General features: G+C 57.6%; 17 protein-coding genes and 1 tRNA gene. 5 read left to right on the forward strand and 13 right to left on the reverse strand.

The genetic code is table 11. The features are described 5' to 3' along the window. Positions 1 to 4: 4 nt before the first annotated feature. The 7 genes from infA to V8J85_RS14210 form a co-directional block, all read right to left on the reverse strand. Positions 5 to 223 (reverse strand): translation initiation factor IF-1, encoded by a 219-nt coding sequence (gene infA, locus V8J85_RS14180; RefSeq protein ID WP_007205486.1) that lies wholly within the window; start codon positions 221 to 223, stop codon positions 5 to 7. Between the two features lie 117 nt (positions 224 to 340). Beyond that, positions 341 to 814, reverse strand: a complete 474-nt coding sequence (locus tag V8J85_RS14185; protein ID WP_339954408.1) for an arsenate-mycothiol transferase ArsC — start codon at positions 812 to 814, stop codon at positions 341 to 343. 1 nt (position 815) lies between these two features. Continuing rightward, the gene (locus V8J85_RS14190) at positions 816 to 1,295 is read right to left on the reverse strand and encodes a UPF0262 family protein (RefSeq protein WP_339954456.1); all 480 of its coding nucleotides are present in this window, start codon (positions 1,293 to 1,295) and stop codon (positions 816 to 818) included. A 60-nt stretch (positions 1,296 to 1,355) separates the two neighbouring features. Next, positions 1,356 to 2,054 carry a DUF4272 domain-containing protein gene (locus V8J85_RS14195; protein ID WP_339954409.1) on the reverse strand — a complete coding sequence of 233 codons (699 nt, stop codon included), beginning with the start codon at positions 2,052 to 2,054 and terminating at the stop codon, positions 1,356 to 1,358. Further along, positions 2,051 to 3,352: a histidinol dehydrogenase gene (hisD, locus tag V8J85_RS14200; protein ID WP_339954410.1), complete on the reverse strand. Its 1,302-nt coding sequence runs from the start codon at positions 3,350 to 3,352 to the stop codon at positions 2,051 to 2,053. Before hisD ends, V8J85_RS14195 begins: the two co-directional genes overlap by 4 nt. Positions 3,353 to 3,641: 289 nt before the next feature. Continuing rightward, positions 3,642 to 4,631 (reverse strand): Hint domain-containing protein, encoded by a 990-nt coding sequence (locus tag V8J85_RS14205; RefSeq protein ID WP_339954411.1) that lies wholly within the window; start codon positions 4,629 to 4,631, stop codon positions 3,642 to 3,644. Between the two features lie 72 nt (positions 4,632 to 4,703). Beyond that, complete coding sequence (locus tag V8J85_RS14210) at positions 4,704 to 5,207, reverse strand: toxin-activating lysine-acyltransferase (RefSeq protein ID WP_339954412.1); 504 nt, start codon at positions 5,205 to 5,207, stop codon at positions 4,704 to 4,706. 59 nt (positions 5,208 to 5,266) lie between these two features. On the opposite strand from V8J85_RS14210, the gene V8J85_RS14215 reads away from it, so the two are divergent. Then, positions 5,267 to 6,382, forward strand: a complete 1,116-nt coding sequence (locus V8J85_RS14215) for a TIGR03032 family protein (protein WP_339954413.1) — start codon at positions 5,267 to 5,269, stop codon at positions 6,380 to 6,382. Here V8J85_RS14215 and V8J85_RS14220 read toward each other — a convergent pair whose 3' ends face one another. From V8J85_RS14220 to V8J85_RS14235, 4 genes are read right to left on the reverse strand one after another with little or no spacing between them, the layout of a single operon-like run. Then, on the reverse strand, positions 6,383 to 6,862 hold the full coding sequence (locus V8J85_RS14220) for a DUF2948 family protein (RefSeq protein WP_339954414.1): 480 nt from the start codon (positions 6,860 to 6,862) through the stop codon (positions 6,383 to 6,385). Next, complete coding sequence (gene murA / locus V8J85_RS14225; RefSeq protein ID WP_339954415.1) at positions 6,859 to 8,127, reverse strand: UDP-N-acetylglucosamine 1-carboxyvinyltransferase; 1,269 nt, start codon at positions 8,125 to 8,127, stop codon at positions 6,859 to 6,861. The genes V8J85_RS14220 and murA overlap by 4 nt, the downstream gene beginning before the upstream one ends. 6 nt (positions 8,128 to 8,133) lie before the next feature. After that, the gene (locus V8J85_RS14230; protein WP_339954416.1) at positions 8,134 to 8,274 is read right to left on the reverse strand and encodes a hypothetical protein; all 141 of its coding nucleotides are present in this window, start codon (positions 8,272 to 8,274) and stop codon (positions 8,134 to 8,136) included. A gap of 57 nt (positions 8,275 to 8,331) precedes the next feature. After that, positions 8,332 to 8,739 (reverse strand): hypothetical protein, encoded by a 408-nt coding sequence (locus tag V8J85_RS14235; RefSeq protein ID WP_339954417.1) that lies wholly within the window; start codon positions 8,737 to 8,739, stop codon positions 8,332 to 8,334. A 115-nt stretch (positions 8,740 to 8,854) separates the two neighbouring features. Here V8J85_RS14235 and V8J85_RS14240 point away from each other — a divergent pair, with 115 nt between their 5' ends. From V8J85_RS14240 to V8J85_RS14255, 4 genes are all read left to right on the forward strand, one after another. After that, positions 8,855 to 10,219 (forward strand): MATE family efflux transporter, encoded by a 1,365-nt coding sequence (locus V8J85_RS14240; RefSeq protein WP_339954418.1) that lies wholly within the window; start codon positions 8,855 to 8,857, stop codon positions 10,217 to 10,219. A 55-nt stretch (positions 10,220 to 10,274) separates the two neighbouring features. Then, positions 10,275 to 10,349, forward strand: a tRNA-Thr gene (locus tag V8J85_RS14245). 303 nt (positions 10,350 to 10,652) lie between these two features. After that, a complete protein-coding gene (locus V8J85_RS14250) occupies positions 10,653 to 10,865 on the forward strand; it encodes a hypothetical protein (protein ID WP_339954419.1) in 213 nt (70 codons plus the stop codon). After that, entirely contained in the window at positions 10,832 to 11,611 is a 780-nt protein-coding gene (locus V8J85_RS14255; RefSeq protein WP_339954420.1) for an ATP-binding protein, read from the forward strand. Before V8J85_RS14250 ends, V8J85_RS14255 begins: the two co-directional genes overlap by 34 nt. A 301-nt stretch (positions 11,612 to 11,912) precedes the next feature. On the opposite strand, the gene V8J85_RS14260 is transcribed toward V8J85_RS14255, so the two are convergent. After that, positions 11,913 to 13,289, reverse strand: coding sequence for an NAD-dependent succinate-semialdehyde dehydrogenase (locus tag V8J85_RS14260; RefSeq protein ID WP_339954421.1), 1,377 nt, complete (start codon positions 13,287 to 13,289; stop codon positions 11,913 to 11,915). A gap of 307 nt (positions 13,290 to 13,596) precedes the next feature. Then, complete coding sequence (locus tag V8J85_RS14265) at positions 13,597 to 14,613, reverse strand: AAA family ATPase (RefSeq protein ID WP_339954422.1); 1,017 nt, start codon at positions 14,611 to 14,613, stop codon at positions 13,597 to 13,599. Positions 14,614 to 14,627: the final 14 nt, after the last annotated feature.

The following is a 14,627-nucleotide window of genomic DNA, read 5'->3' on the forward strand; positions in this document are numbered from 1 at the left end:
ACCCTTATTTGAAACGGTAATTGATCCGCCCCTTGGTCAGGTCATAGGGCGTCATCTCCACCTGTACCTTGTCGCCAGCCAGAACGCGGATGCGGTTCTTGCGCATCTTGCCTGCCGTATGTGCGATGATTTCATGGCCATTTTCCAGCTCGACCCGAAATGTCGCATTCGGCAGGAGTTCCTTCACGACACCGGGGAATTCGAGCAGTTCTTCCTTGGCCATGTGATCTCCTGTTTTGTGCATCCGCTATTTGCGGACGGCGCTTAGATGCGCCTCTGATAGTGGTTTTTCAAGAGCAAACTCAAATCACGTTACGATCTGGCGCGGTTTGGACACGATTCAGGTGTCGACCCCCGGGCCCCAGCGGGTCTTCAGTCGCTCTATGATCTGGTCGCGGGCCTGCCGATAGAGGTCAAGCCGGGCCTCCCGGTTGTCGCCAAGCCCCGTTGGATCGAGGATCGGCCAGTATTCGACGTCAAGGTGGTAGAATTGCGTCAGATCCAGCGCGCGGCGTTGGCTGGCGGGTGACAATGCCAGGACCAGATCGAAGGACGACAAGTCATCCCCCCAATCTTCCATCTCATCGAATGAGCGTGACCGATGCCGCGACAGTTCTACGCCGATTTCTTCGCAGACGGCGATGGAAAATCCGTCGATCTCAAGCTCGTTCTTGACGCCGACGGATTGGATGTAACATTCGGTTCCGTAGAGCTTTTTCATGATCCCCTCGGCCATCGGCGAGCGGACCGAATTGTAGTCACAGCAAAACAGGACCGATTGCGGTAGCGGCTGATATTTGCCGTCCTCGGCCAAGTCAGCCCCCGAAATGCAGGACGCAGATCAGGGTGAAAAGGCGCCGGGCGGTGTCGATATCGACCTCGGCCTTCCCGTCCAGCCGTTCCTGCAGAACCCGTGCCCCTTCGTTGTGGATGCCACGGCGGGCCATGTCGATGGTTTCGATCTGGCTGGGCGGTAACGTTTTGACGGCATCGAAATAGCTTTCGCAGATCTGGAAATAGTCCTTCACGACCTGCCGGAACGGGCCGAGCGAGAGGTGGAATTCGCTGGCCGGATCATTATTTTCCTGTTTGATATCAAAGACCAGCCGTTTTTCGCGGATGGACAGGTTCAGCGCGTAAGGCCCGGGGGGCACATCGCGTTCCTCGCGGGACGGCAGGATGAAACGGTTATCTTCCAGCAGGTCGAAGATCGCCACTTTCCGTTCCTGCTCGATCTCGGGCGTGGGTGGCGGCAGGTTCGCATCGTCAAGCTCTATGCGGGTGATCCGGGGCATCATATCGGGTCCAATCAGGGTTCGGATTTGTGTAGCCCGCGGTCCCGAGGCGGGCAAGGCTCAGGTATCTGTCGAAATATCATCCCAAGCCTGATCCAGATACCCGATCAGCCAATTCAGGGCATAGTGCCGTTCATAGGTGACGCTGGGGTTTACACCCTCAGGCGGTGGTTTGCCGTTGACCCGTGCATTCACTGCGGCCCAGTTGTAGCGATAGATCAGGTCGGCGGCATCGAGGATTTCGCTTTGCGGGCGCAATCTGCCCTCGCGGCGGAGGCCTTCGGTGCCCAGATCGCGCAAGAGGCCTGCCATTTGGCCGACATCGACGATATCGGCGGGTTGCCCCAGATCGTCATAAAACCCGAGCGCCCAAAGCATCACGTACGCGCTTTCGTAGCGCCAGATGAAGTTGATGTGGGTTTGTTCGTCAGGGTCGGGATCGTTCAGATAGGCCAATTCATCCGGGCTGAAAAAGCCATCTGCGTCGAACTGATCGATCAGCGCCAGACCGAGTGCGTGATCGCCGGTTTCGCCTTTGACCGCAACGATGGCAAGGGCGATAGCCCGCTGGACGATCTCTTCTTCGGATCGGCGCAGGGCGGTCTTTTCGGTTTCGATCAGCGGCAGCGAGTCGAGGTATGGGATACCCTCTGCTTCGAGGATCGCGATCGAGCGTGCCCTGCGGTCTTCGGCCTCGTTCGCATGGGCGGTCATTGCGAAGGTTCCAACAGCAAGGGTGAGGAAGAGAGAGCGGATCATTGGTTCAGTTTGTCTAGCCGGGCACGTACTGACAAGCCGTGCGCTTCGAGGCTTTCGGATCGTGCGAGGCGTTCAGCCGCCGGGCCGATGGCAGCCAGTGCTTCGGGGGTCATGCGCGACAAAGTCGTCCGCTTGAGGAAGTCCATGACCGAGAGGCCGCTGGAAAACCGGGCGGATCGGGCCGTGGGCAGGACGTGGTTGGGGCCGCCGACGTAATCGCCGATCGCCTCGGGCGTCCAGCCGCCGATGAAGATGGCGCCTGCGTGTTTGATTTGCGCTGCCAATGCATCGGCATTGTCGGTGCAGATTTCGAGGTGTTCGGGGGCGATCCGGTTGGTCAGAGCTACCGCCTGTTCCATGTTTTCAACGGTGACCACCGCGCCATAATCGCGCCAACTGGCACTTGCGATCGTGCGGCGTTCGAGTGTTTCAAGCCGCTTTTCAACGGCTTCTGCAACGGCCTGTCCAAACGCCTTATTATCGGTGATCAGCAAGGATTGTGCGCTTTCATCATGTTCCGCCTGACTGAGCAGATCGAGCGCGATCCAGTCCGGGTCATTGTCCTTGTCTGCGATGACGAGGATTTCGGACGGCCCGGCGATCATGTCGATGCCGACCTTGCCGAAGACCCTCCTTTTTGCGGCGGCGACGAAGGCGTTGCCGGGGCCGGTGATTTTATCAACGGGGGCAATGGTTTCGGTGCCATAGGCGAGCGCCGCGACGGCTTGTGCGCCGCCGATCCGGTAGATTTCGTCGACCCCAGCGATGCGGGCGGCCATGAGGACAAGAGGGTTTGTCACGCCGTCCGGAGTGGGCACGACGATGGCGAGCCGTTCGACGCCAGCGACCTTGGCGGGGATGGCGTTCATAAGGACCGAAGATGGATAGGAGGCAAGGCCGCCGGGGACGTAGAGGCCGGCGGCTGAAACGGGCGTCCAGCGCCAGCCGAGCATGGCACCTGCTTCGTCGGTCCAGCTCGCGTCCTGCGGCATTTGCCGTTCGTGATAGGCGCGGATGCGGTCTGCGGCGAGTTCGAGCGCTTCGCAATCCTCCGCACTGACCTTGGCGCATTCGGCGTCGATTTCTGCCTTTGAAAACCGCATCTTGTCGGGTGTCAGGTCCAGCCGGTCGAATTTGGCTGTCAATTCCAGCACCGCCGCATCGCCGCGGGTGCGGACGTCGGCGATGATTTCCGCCACCACATGATCGACGTCCGGGCTGTCTTCGCGTTTGGCGTTCAGCAGGGCCGTGAAGCGAGATTCGAAATCGGGGTCGGTGGTAGACAGAAATTGCGGCATCGGATGCTCCTTTCCCGAGGACATAGCGGGATGGATGGGGGGCATCAATGCGGGAAAAGTAGCGGATGTTAAGGTGGTGTTAAGGGTTTGGCGGCAAAACGTAGTACTTTTCCATTGATTGTATATAAGTATTTGAATTTATTTATTTAATCGGCGAAAGGAGCTATCGGAAAACCATCGGAATTTCATCAGAATTCCATCGGACCCTCGCGCCCGCTGCCGGGGTGAATTGTTAACGAATTCACCTTAAGCCCGAGATTGTTAAGAATTCGCAGGCAGGGCGTCCGTGTCAACCGTGCAGAGCTGACATCAGCACCTTGGCCTCGAACGTTTTCAATTCGGGGTAGGCCATCACCGGTTTCTCATCGTGCAGGTCAGGAAAAAGCGCGTCGATTTCAGCGGCTTGCGCCTTGCTGAGGGCCTGGTCCGTCATGTCGCCGAAATAAAGCGTTTCTGCCGGGCAGCCATTGGCGAAGATGACATCGTGCGTATCGAGCATGATGTGCCAGTATTCAAGGTTTTCCAGTCGCTTGTCCGCCCTGCGAATGCTGTGCCCGTTCAAGAGGCTTTTGGCGCTGGCGAGCGTGGCGTCTTCGCCGAACAAGAGCGTGCATTGCGGGGCGGCGATCAAGATGCGGTGCTGCGGCGAGACGATGAGGTCGGCGCTGGGCATGCCGGGTGCAATGGCGTCGGCCGAGATGATGATCGGTTCAAGGTTGTCATTTCCGCGCCGGAATGCGTCGGACACGGTGCTGCACCCGATCCAGCGGATCGGCTGAGGGCCGTTATCTTTGGTGAGTATGAGATCGCCCGGTGCGAGGTCTTCAACGGGGCGAGGGCCGGTAGGTGTGGCTATTTCGGTGCCGCGGAGGAAGCAGACCTCGTTCCGGCCGTTGATGGTGATGGTGACGGTGTGTTCGTCGACAACCGGCACGCCGCCAACCGTAGTCGCGTAGCCATTGGCTGCATTGTAAGAAACGTCTGTTACCCGAACGGTAAAATCGATTGTTGTTGTGTCGCCGTCATCAATCGCATCCAGAAACGGATCATCAGAGTCGATCGTGTAGGTCCAAGTATATCCGCCTTCGCCTCCGGTGGTGTTCTGGACAATCGTCAGTGTGCCTGCTGCTGGTGCATCCAAAACGGTGTAACCGCCGGCAAGCCATGTTGGCGCCCCAGGGGGTTCGGTATTTGTCACCGTCCCGGTGATAGTTACTAGACCGGACCCATTGATTCCTTCGCTGATCGTCCCTGTTGTCGGCCCCGAAAGTGAAACCATTACCTGCCCCTCACATCATGACTGTTATGTAAAATCGGCGAAAACGGCCGATGATACAACTAATAGTTTACTCTAAGAGATCCTACAGCGTTTTGTTGTCCATTTTTTTCGGTTGGCGCTGCGCTGCCATGTCACCACCGATCGCCGATCGTTTTTGACCCGCAACGTTTTGAATTCGTCCACGGGCACCGTGTCGAGCACGTTTTTGATGATGGTCCGGCCATGCCCCCATGGCGCCATCAGATCCATGATCCAGAATTGATCGCCGGATCGCCATTCCTCGAACGTGTCCAGCCCGCCGCCATGCAGGTGCTTTTCTTCGGCTGCCGCGTCGAGTTTGGCCCATGTGACCAGCCCGCGCGGTACGCCGCGGGCGCGGTAGATCTGGAATTGCTTGAGATAGATGGGCGGTTCGAAGACTCGACCGATCGTTTGCATGCTCCAGTGCCGGTATAGGGTAGAATGGAAGCAGAGAAAACAGACCTCACCAATCACCGTCAGCACATCGAGGTTGGGGTAGAGGGGTGAGACGGCGATCATGCCGCCATCGGCATCTGTGTTGTCCTGCTTTGTCATCCTCGTCCGCCCCAAGTTACCGATATACGTGCAAGACTTTATGTCCTATGGCTTGCTTTATGGCGGAGAGTATCAACCATGACGGGGATCAGGGCCAGCCTGATATGCAAGTGGCCGAGCGCCGCTCGGATCAGATAGGTTTTTCGTACACGCCCGGCTTTCCGAAATGGCTGGCTGACCAGCGTGTGTCGCTCGCGTTCAACACTTATCACATTGGCAAACTGTTCATGTTGGGCGTCAATGACCTGCGCCAGCTGCAGTTTCGCGACGCGACCTTTACCCGCGCAATGGGGCTCAGCCTGCATGATGGGACCTTGTGGATGGCGGGCCGTAACCAGTTGTGGCGGTTCGAGAATTTCCTGGGCAAGGGGCAGACATCACACGGGCATGACGCGGTTTGGGTGCCGATGGGGGCGACAACCACGGGATTGGTTAATCTGCATGATGTGCGGGCTTCCGATAAGGGTGTGTTCTTTGCGGCGTGCAATTTCAACTGTATCGGGCGATTGCATGAAAAGTGGAGCTTTGAGCCGATTTGGAAGCCGCCCTTTATCCCGGAATTTGCCTTTGGTGATTTGTGTCATCTGAATTGTCTGGCGCTGGAAAATGGGTATCCGCGTTATGTGACGTGTTTTGCGAAGGCCACGCCCGGTCGGGGCTGGCGCAGCCTGCCGCGTGACGTGTCCAGTGGGATCGTGATCGATGTGCAGACGGATGAGATCGTGTGCGACGGATTGCATATGCCCCATTCGCCGCAGCTGCATCAGGGGCGGCTGTTCGTCGCCAATAGTGGCATGGGTGAGTTTGGCGAGGTGGATTTGGACGCCGGGCGGTATCGCCCGATTTGCGCGGTGCCCGGGTTTACCCGCGGGATTGCGTTTTGGAAGCATTACGCCCTGGTCGGCAGTTCGAAACCCCGCCGCGACGGTGTGTTCGAAGGCAATGACGCGACCCCGTTGAACCGTCGTTTGAAGGACACCGGGGAGGACCCTGCGTGCCAGATCACGATTGTCGATCTGAAGACCGAAAAGCCCGTTCATGTGCTGACGATCGATGGCCCGGCATCCGAGATTTATGATCTGTGCATCCTGCCCGGTATCCAGCGCCCGCTGGTGCTGGATTTCGAGAATGAGCTGATCGATACGACCTTCCGCCCCTCGAGCTTTGTTTTGTGATCAATCGGGGTGGGTCGGTGCCTTGCCGGATGGGGCGACATAAGGCCGCGTCACGTCGCGCAGGATGACTTCGAGCGTTTCGACGTCGAGCCCGATCACGCCGTCGCCCGCCAGGGTCAGTTCGATCCGTCCGGTGCCGTCGTCGCCGGGGGTGAAGCTGATCCCGAGGAGCGAGAACACCATGTCGGGGTCGGATTTGTCGACGCCCTGGGTCTGGACGCGGGTGACGTCCTCGAACGCCAGAACCGCCTGCACCCGTTCATAGCCGCGTTTGCGCGCGGTGGCGTTGGCCGCGTCTTCCCAGCGGAACCGGTTGAGTAGCAGGCCGAAGCGGCGCGCTTTGCGGTCGTATTGCATCTCGGACGCGGGGAAGATGGCGTCTTGGGTGAGGGTGGCGATAACCGAGAGGTCCTCGGCGTCGAGCGCCTTGAGCCGCAGGGGCCGTTCCTTGCCGTCTTCGAATGAAGCGTCCTGAGTCATGATCCTGGGACCCGTTCGATTTTCGCGCCGACGGCGCCCAGTTTCTCTTCGACATGTTCATAGCCGCGGTCAAGGTGGTAGACGCGGTTGACCACGGTTTCGCCCTCTGCCGCGAGCCCTGCGAGGATCAGCGAGACCGAGGCGCGCAGGTCGGTGGCCATCACGGGCGCGCCTTTCAGCCGCTCGACACCGTGGACGGTGGCGGTGCCGCCGTGGACCTCGATATCCGCGCCCATCCGCATCAGTTCGGGGGCGTGCATGAAGCGGTTTTCGAAGATTTTTTCTTCGAGGATGGAGGTCCCTTCGGCGGTGCAAAGCATGGCCATCATCTGCGCCTGCAGGTCGGTGGGGAACCCGGGGAAGACTTCGGTCGTGACGTTGACGGCCTTGGCGCGTGCGCCGTTTCGGGCGACTTTCAGGCCTTTGTCGGTTTCGGTCACGCTGATCCCGGCAGCGTCGAGTTTTTCGGCGAAAGCGCCGACGAGGTCCATCCGTCCGCCGAGGCATTCGACCTCACCCCCCGCAAAGACGGGGGCGAGCATGTAGGTGCCAAGCTCGATCCGGTCGGTGACGACGGGGTGGGTGGCGGCGCCGAGTTTGTCGACGCCTTGGATTGTGATCGTGTCCGTCCCTTCGCCGTCGATCTGCGCGCCCATGCGGCGCAGGCATTGGGCGAGGTCGACGATTTCAGGCTCGCGCGCGGCGTTTTCGATCACGGTCGTGCCTTTGGCGAGCGTGGCGGCCATCAGCACGTTTTCGGTGGCCCCGACAGAGGCGAAACGGAGGGGGACCTTATTGCCCTTGAGCCCGCCCTTGGCCTTGGCGTGCAGGTAGCCGTCCTTGAGTTCGATTTCGGCGCCGAGCGCTTCCAACGCGGTGACGTGAATGTCCATTGGGCGCGCGCCGATGGCGCAGCCGCCGGGCAGGGAGACGATCGCCTGATGGTGTCGGGCGAGGAGTGGACCGAGGACGAGGTTGGAGGCCCGCATCTTGCGGACGATGTCGTAATCGGCGGTCGTGTTGGTGACGTTGTGCGATGACAGCACCTGCACCTTGCCGTCCTGCAGCGCGGTGACCTCGACCCCCAGCGATTGCAGGAGGGCGGTCATCGTTTTGATGTCCGACAGGCGGGGTGTGTTGGTCAGCGTCAGCGGCTCTTCGGAAAGCAGTGTGACCGGCATCAGCGTCAGCGCCGCGTTCTTTGCCCCTGCGATCTGAATCTGCCCGTTGAGGGGCGTGCCCCCTGTGACGACGATGGAATCCATGCCTGTCTAGCCTTTCTTATTGTTGTTCTGCTCGGCCCGCGCGCGCGCCTGCGCCTTGCGTTTGGCCATATTGGCCTTGAGCGCCGCCTTCAGCCGGTCGTCCCGGTCTTTGGCTTTTGCCTTGGTTTTGTCGACGCTTTTGTTCATGGCCGCTCTGTTATCAAGTCGGGGGAAATGCGTCCAGAGAGGTGTGAAACGGCCTTTTCAAAGTCGTTCCCAAAAGGTCTGCAGGACGTCTGCATAAAGCTGGGAGACAAAGTAACCGCCGAGTAACAACAAGAATGTTCCGTAAAACAGTTGCAACCATGGATAAACAACGGCTCTGGCCGGTTTTGCCCGGTCGTAATAGACGCGATATGTCTCGCGCACGACCGGAACCATTTGCCGAAATTCAACAAATTCGCCCTGGTCCGACGTAAATACAATCGACACCGAAACTTCTTGGTCCAGCGTGCCTTTCGCAGTGTATCGTGCCTGGTATGCAGCGCCCTCTGCCACACCACCACTTATCAATATCTTTGTGGTTCGCGCTATGCGATGCGCACCCCACAGCCAAAAGGCGACCCCAATGAGAAACGCAAAGGCCATGCCAGCTTGGGCGAAATCAAACATGATTTTAGCTCCCACCTTGGGTTCAACGAACACTTTCTTTGAGGCGAAATTGTGAAAGCTCGGGCGTTGTTCGTCTGTCTGTCATTTCCCCATACCTAGGCGTAGGGTTCGACGTATGAGCACACCCACTATGACATCGGTGTTCCGGCTGGCATGGCCGCTGGGGATCAATGCGTTGCTTCTGTATGGCGTGATGATGATCGATACAGCGCTGGTTGCCCCGTTGGGGGAGGGTGCCTTGGCCGCGATGGGGCTGGCGGGGGTGCTGACGGGGCTGTTGATCGGGGTGATCTTTTCGCTGTCGAACGCGATCCAGATTCTGGTGGCACAGGCGCAGGGTGCGGATGATCAAGTGGCCCTGAAAAGTGCCTTGCTGGGTGGGATGGCGGTCACCATGGCCGCGACCCTGTGTGGGCTGGCTGTCGTTGCCCTGTTCGCCGCCGATCTGTTCGCGGCATTCGCCCACACGCAACTGATTGCGGCGGATGCGATGGGGTATCTGCGTCTTTTTGCGGTTGTCATCCTGTGCGAGGCCATCAGTCAGCCGATCACGTGTCATTTCAATGGAACGGGCCGCCCGCGCGTGCCGCTTTATAGCCGTCTGGCCGAGATGCCGTTGAATATCGGCCTGAGTGTCGCCTTGATCCATGGGCTGGGCGGGCTTCCTGCGCTGGGCCTTGCCGGGGCCGCGGCGGGGAGTGCGGTGGCCGCAGGCTTTCGATTGGTCTTTTTGACCGTGTGCCTGTGGCGTTTTGATGCCCAAGTTCTGCGCGTGCCAGGGTGGTCGCAGGGCGGGTTCCCGCGGGTTGCCTGGTTCGGCCTGGTCTTCGCCCTGCCCATCGCCGGGACATTCATGAGCAATACGCTGGCCCATTCGGTCGGTGCGCTTTTGTTCGCGCGGATGGACATCCACGCCTTTGCGGCGATGACGATCATCATGCCATGGGTCATGGTCGTGGGCGTCGTGATGATGTGCTGGGCGCAGGCGACGGGGATTTTCGTGGGGCAGCTTTTGGGCCGTCGCGCACCGGATGCGGTGCTGAGCGGGTTTTTGGCACAGGGCTGGCGGGTGGCGCTGGGTTTGGCAGGCTTTGTGTCGTTGCTGTATCTGGGGGCATCGCTGGCGTTTCCGTGGATTTACCCCGATCTGCAGCCCGCGACGCTAGATGCGTTGTGGGGTTTCCTGCCCGTTCTGTTGGTCTTGACCTTTCCCAAGATCAGTAACGCGATGTGCGGCAATACCCTGCGCGCCGGTGGCGATACGGTCTATGTGATGAACATCTTCCTGATCTCGCAATGGGGGTTCCGGATGCCGATGACGGCGCTGCTGATCCTTTATCTGGATGCGCCGGTCGTATGGGTCTTTGCTTTGTTTTTGGCCGAGGAATTGGTCAAGTTTCCCTTGTTTCACCTGCGGTTCCGGAGTGGTGTCTGGCGGACGGCGATGGCGCGGCGGCGTCCTGTTGCGGCCTCGTCGTAATTTCGGCAAGAGGGCTTGCGCCACTGCGCGATTGTCGCTAATTCCCGCCCATCGTGCTGTGGTAGCTCAGTGGTAGAGCGCACCCTTGGTAAGGGTGAGGTCGGGAGTTCAATCCTCCCTCACAGCACCATCATCCAGCGACATGCCAGAAAAACCGGAAGTGCGCGCAAAAGAAAGCAATAGTGCGCGCAAATTGATTTGAGAGCGGTTTGGCAGCTGTGCCAGGTTCAGGATAAACTATCGATTTACATTGCTTAAGTCGGGATCGTCTCGGTGCCCTTGAGGTCGTCCCAGAGTTCTCGGCTGCCTCTGATTTGACAGTTCGCGCTTTGTTCGCTCTACAGGTTCCGGAACCTTTCATATCAGTCAGCCCGCCGCCTTTTGGCCGGGCGAAGCGCGCAGAAGCACGGCTGCGCCATGAAAGGATTCCGCCATGTCTCGTTCGAACTCCACGATCCCGTTCCATGATCTCAAATTCCTCGATGATGTCCCATCACTCAGAGGCGTCGAGGAGCGGTACCGGAAATTCCTGAAGAGGACCCGCAAGGCTGGTCAGGAACGGGCCGTCGCTGAGGGGCGGATGGGCGAGGACGGTTTCGAGGTGGTACCGGCTTGCGGAAGACGAAGGAGATCAGGGAACTCCTGAAGCGCTTCAATAGCAGCGATATTGCCCTGCCGTCAGGTCAGCCCGCCCGGTTTGCCGAGTGTATCTTGAGCGGGACGCAGGGATGGAAGGATCTGGGGCGCAACACCATTGGGGCAATCGGCTTTCCGCTCCATGAAAAAGCTCGCCTGACCCAAACGGAGATCTGGGAGCGTGTTGTCACAGAGGCGAAGCTCGCCGGTGTCGTCGGGATCCACTACGACGAAGCACAGCACATTTTCCGCAAGAAGAACGACACGGATCGACTTGCGATCCTCGACTCCTTCAAGACACTGATGAAGTCCCACGACTGGCCCTTGATCCTGATCTTCTCGGGTGTGCCGGAACTGAACGGCTATCTGAGACAGGAGCCGCAGCTCTACCGCTTGATCAACCGCATCGAATTCGAGGACATCTCATTGCCCGACGATTTTCATACGGTCCACGAGATCGTCGGCAGCTATGCAATGAAGTCCGGACTTCAGGTGGAAGACGGCATCCGTACCGAAGATTTCTATCATCGTCTGGTAGCTGCGGGGGCTTTCCGCTGGGGGCTGACTATCAAGCTGACGATCGGTGCCATCGGTGCCGAGAAGGTAGAAGGCAGTGGAATGCTCCGCGCGGACCACTTCATTGACGTCTGGGTCGCCAAGACACAGGCGAGCCGGGCCGCCACGCCCTTCACCCACAGGGGCTTCGACACGATGTATCGTAGGGACCATCCCTTCGTTGAAGCCCTGACCGGGTAAGCTCTCGTTTCACAAACTGTCTGCCATGTAGACCCGCGTCTCTGACGCGGGCTTTTTCGTGCGTTCTGCATCATCCTTGCAGACTGCAAAAAAGTTCAAAAAAATTTGCGCGGACTAATTGTTTCGTGCGCAAATAATTAGTTTCTCGACAAAATTCGAATCGCACAACGCATTGAGATTGCGAGATTTTTCGGAACTTTAAGTTCGCGCTATGTTCTTTTTGCGCGCACTATTGGTTACTCTGTCACATGATTGGTCACCATCTTGTCGTGTGGCGGCACATATGCGTCGTCACATCTAATCAAGGAAGGAAAATGGCCTTGGCGTTGGTAAATTCCTTCATGCCAAAACCACCATGTTCACGCCCGAAACCGGAATCTTTCACGCCGCCGAACGGCATATTGGGGTCGGCGGCGCCGAAAGAGTTGATGCGCACCATGCCGGTATCGAAATGGTTGCGGGCAAGGTCGATCGCCTTTGCTTCGTCTTTGGTGAAAATACCACCGCCAAGACCATAACGACTGTCATTCGCGATGCGCATCGCATCTTCATCATCCTCGGCCCGTATCACCGACGCAACGGGTCCAAAGATTTCATCGTCATAGGCAGGCATGCCGGGTGTGCAGTTGCTCAATACGGTCGCAGGATAGAACTGACCTGTTTCGGACCCCGGATCGCCGCCGCAAAGCGCCACGGCCCCGTGCGCGATACTGTCCTTGACCTGCTGATGCACGGTGTCGAACTGCTCTTTGCTCGATAGCGGGCCTAACTGCGTATCGTCTTCCTTTGGATCACCCATCTTGACGTTTTTCATCTGTGCGACAAATGCATCGACGAAATCATCATAGACAGCGTCGGCGACGACGAACCGCTTGGCCGAGACACAGGTCTGACCGTTGTTGTATAGCCTGCCCTTCACGCAGGTTTCCACGGCCAGTGCGATATCTGCATCGGCAAGAACGACATAGGCGTCATTCGATCCCAATTCCAAAACCGACTTCTTGAGATTTTTTGTTGCGACCTGACCAATATGACGTCCAGCGCCGTCGCTGCCCGTCATCGTCACACCACGTACAAGGTCATGCGCGATGACTTCGTCTGACGTATCGTGGTCGATGATGATGACGTCAAACAGCCCCTCAGGCAGCCCAGCCACCTCACAGAGGTCTTTCAGCTTGAGTGCGCTTCCGGTGCAAATCTCGGCGTGCTTGAGGATCACCGCATTGCCTGCCATCAGGTTCGCCGCAAGGACGCGCACAGGCTGATAGATCGGAAAGTTCCACGGTTGCACGCTGTATATCACGCCGATCGGGCAATGGGCGACTATGCCTTTCTTTTTGCCACCGTTGTGGGTGCGATTTTCATCGGCGAGAACCGTTGGACCGTGCGTGGCCGTATATTCGAAAATCTGCGCACAGAGTTCGACCTCGGTTTTACCATCGCGCAGCAGTTTCCCTGTCTCTTCCGTCATCAGCTGTGCCAATGCGTCTGACGCATCCCGCAATGCGGCGGCGATATCACGCAAATATGCGCCGCGCTCTTCATGCGTCTTTGCCTTCCACTGCAGAAAGGCCTGATGCGCGACCATAATCTTTTCGAATGCGGTGTCTTTAGTCATCACATCATAGGTGGCGATGTCTTGATCGGTTGCGGGATTGGTTGTGGTGATCTGCTGCATGGGTATGCCTCCGCCTCATGTGGTCAATAAGCCAACAATGAGCGTCCACCGAAGTTCCCGCGTGATGCGTTATTTGCCGATATCGCCCGCTTTGGACGAGGTGACGTTCGACATCCAAAGTCCGTTCCTAAAAAATAACACTTCATTGTTATATCAAGATAATATTTTGGGTGCGACATTCTATGTTTCGTCTCCGCGACATCTAAATTCCGTCTTACGACATTCCCAAACCGTTCGTTTTCTTCGATTTTCTCAAGAAAAAAGCCGCTCATCTCTGAGCGGCTTGAATATCTTTGATCCTGGCGGGTTATCTCTGCCGAGGTTTCCTGCGGGTCTGCCTTGATTCTTTGATGTGCCTGTCCATAGCAATCATCGTATCAATGCTTCGCCAATCACGACTGAGGAAGGGATTAAGTGCATCATCGCAGTTCATCCTTTCGTAATAGCTTTTCGCAAAGTGTTCGAAGGAAATGGTTTTTGGCTTCGACATCCCGGCGCTGCTGATCGCAGAAATCAAGATTTCGATGGCAATGCCAAACCGCTGTGCGGATGCGTGCATCAGAATCCGAATGAACTCATCCTCATCCAACAGACCATCATCGAGTACTCCAGCCTTCTTCAGCAACTCCTTGCCCGCTGTCTTCAGAGCAACTCCTTCTTCGCTGAACTCCATGGGCAGAACTTCGATTGGCTCAAGCCGCCTCAAAAACGTGTCGTTGTCATTGATAATGGCCTTTGCCTCCATGGTTCCGGTGACGATCAAGCTAACTGGCCAATCATCGTCCTGCATCAAATTCCGAAAGTTCGACGTGATCTGCTTCATGGTGTTGTTGGTCGTGTACCGACCGCTGTCCTGTACCTCATCGAGGTGAAGGGCGGCGACGTCCCGATCTTTCAATCGACTGCGCACAAGGCCGATCAGATAATCTGGGTTGCGCCTAGATGTAGGTGAGATGGGATAGCCCAACTGGCGCAAGATCAGTTCGCAGATTTCTTTCACGGTTGCCCGGCTCGGAATAGTCACACTCCAAAAGTTCGAGCCGAATTCTAGCCCACCGGTTTTAGCTACCAATTGCCTAAAGTCTGCGGAAATCTGCTCGACCATTCGTGTCTTGCCAATGCCGGGCGGGCCAATCAACGCGGCGCCTTGAACTTCCCTGATACCGTTGCGGATGAGCTCATCACGCTCCAACAGAACTTTGAAAACGCGCGCCCTAAAGTCCTCGAAAACCTTAGTTTCAAAGTAAGGTTTCTTTAGGCTAACACTTAGCTGAGCCTGTTTTTTCTGTTTCTCAAAGGTCGCGATCATAGCTTCCGACATCATGGTAGGAGCTCCTC

It is taken from the genome of Yoonia sp. 2307UL14-13, assembly GCF_037572755.1.
Lineage (GTDB): Bacteria > Pseudomonadota > Alphaproteobacteria > Rhodobacterales > Rhodobacteraceae > Yoonia.

Bases quoted from the DNA above. Each gene is read 5' to 3' on its own strand.
- V8J85_RS14190 (WP_339954456.1), bottom strand. From the start codon at position 1,295: ATGCCCCGGATCACCCGCATAGAGCTTGACGATGCGAACCTGCCGCCA.
- V8J85_RS14195 (WP_339954409.1), bottom strand. From the start codon at position 2,054: ATGATCCGCTCTCTCTTCCTCACCCTTGCTGTTGGAACCTTCGCAATG.
- V8J85_RS14260 (WP_339954421.1), bottom strand. From the start codon at position 13,289: ATGCAGCAGATCACCACAACCAATCCCGCAACCGATCAAGACATCGCC.
- infA (WP_007205486.1), bottom strand. From the start codon at position 223: ATGGCCAAGGAAGAACTGCTCGAATTCCCCGGTGTCGTGAAGGAACTC.
- hisD (WP_339954410.1), bottom strand. From the start codon at position 3,352: ATGCCGCAATTTCTGTCTACCACCGACCCCGATTTCGAATCTCGCTTC.
- V8J85_RS14210 (WP_339954412.1), bottom strand. From the start codon at position 5,207: ATGACAAAGCAGGACAACACAGATGCCGATGGCGGCATGATCGCCGTC.
- V8J85_RS14215 (WP_339954413.1), top strand. From the start codon at position 5,267: ATGGCGGAGAGTATCAACCATGACGGGGATCAGGGCCAGCCTGATATG.
- V8J85_RS14220 (WP_339954414.1), bottom strand. From the start codon at position 6,862: ATGACTCAGGACGCTTCATTCGAAGACGGCAAGGAACGGCCCCTGCGG.
- V8J85_RS14230 (WP_339954416.1), bottom strand. From the start codon at position 8,274: ATGAACAAAAGCGTCGACAAAACCAAGGCAAAAGCCAAAGACCGGGAC.
- V8J85_RS14205 (WP_339954411.1), bottom strand. From the start codon at position 4,631: ATGGTTTCACTTTCGGGGCCGACAACAGGGACGATCAGCGAAGGAATC.
- murA (WP_339954415.1), bottom strand. From the start codon at position 8,127: ATGGATTCCATCGTCGTCACAGGGGGCACGCCCCTCAACGGGCAGATT.
- V8J85_RS14235 (WP_339954417.1), bottom strand. From the start codon at position 8,739: ATGTTTGATTTCGCCCAAGCTGGCATGGCCTTTGCGTTTCTCATTGGG.
- V8J85_RS14265 (WP_339954422.1), bottom strand. From the start codon at position 14,613: ATGATGTCGGAAGCTATGATCGCGACCTTTGAGAAACAGAAAAAACAG.
- V8J85_RS14250 (WP_339954419.1), top strand. From the start codon at position 10,653: ATGTCTCGTTCGAACTCCACGATCCCGTTCCATGATCTCAAATTCCTC.
- V8J85_RS14240 (WP_339954418.1), top strand. From the start codon at position 8,855: ATGAGCACACCCACTATGACATCGGTGTTCCGGCTGGCATGGCCGCTG.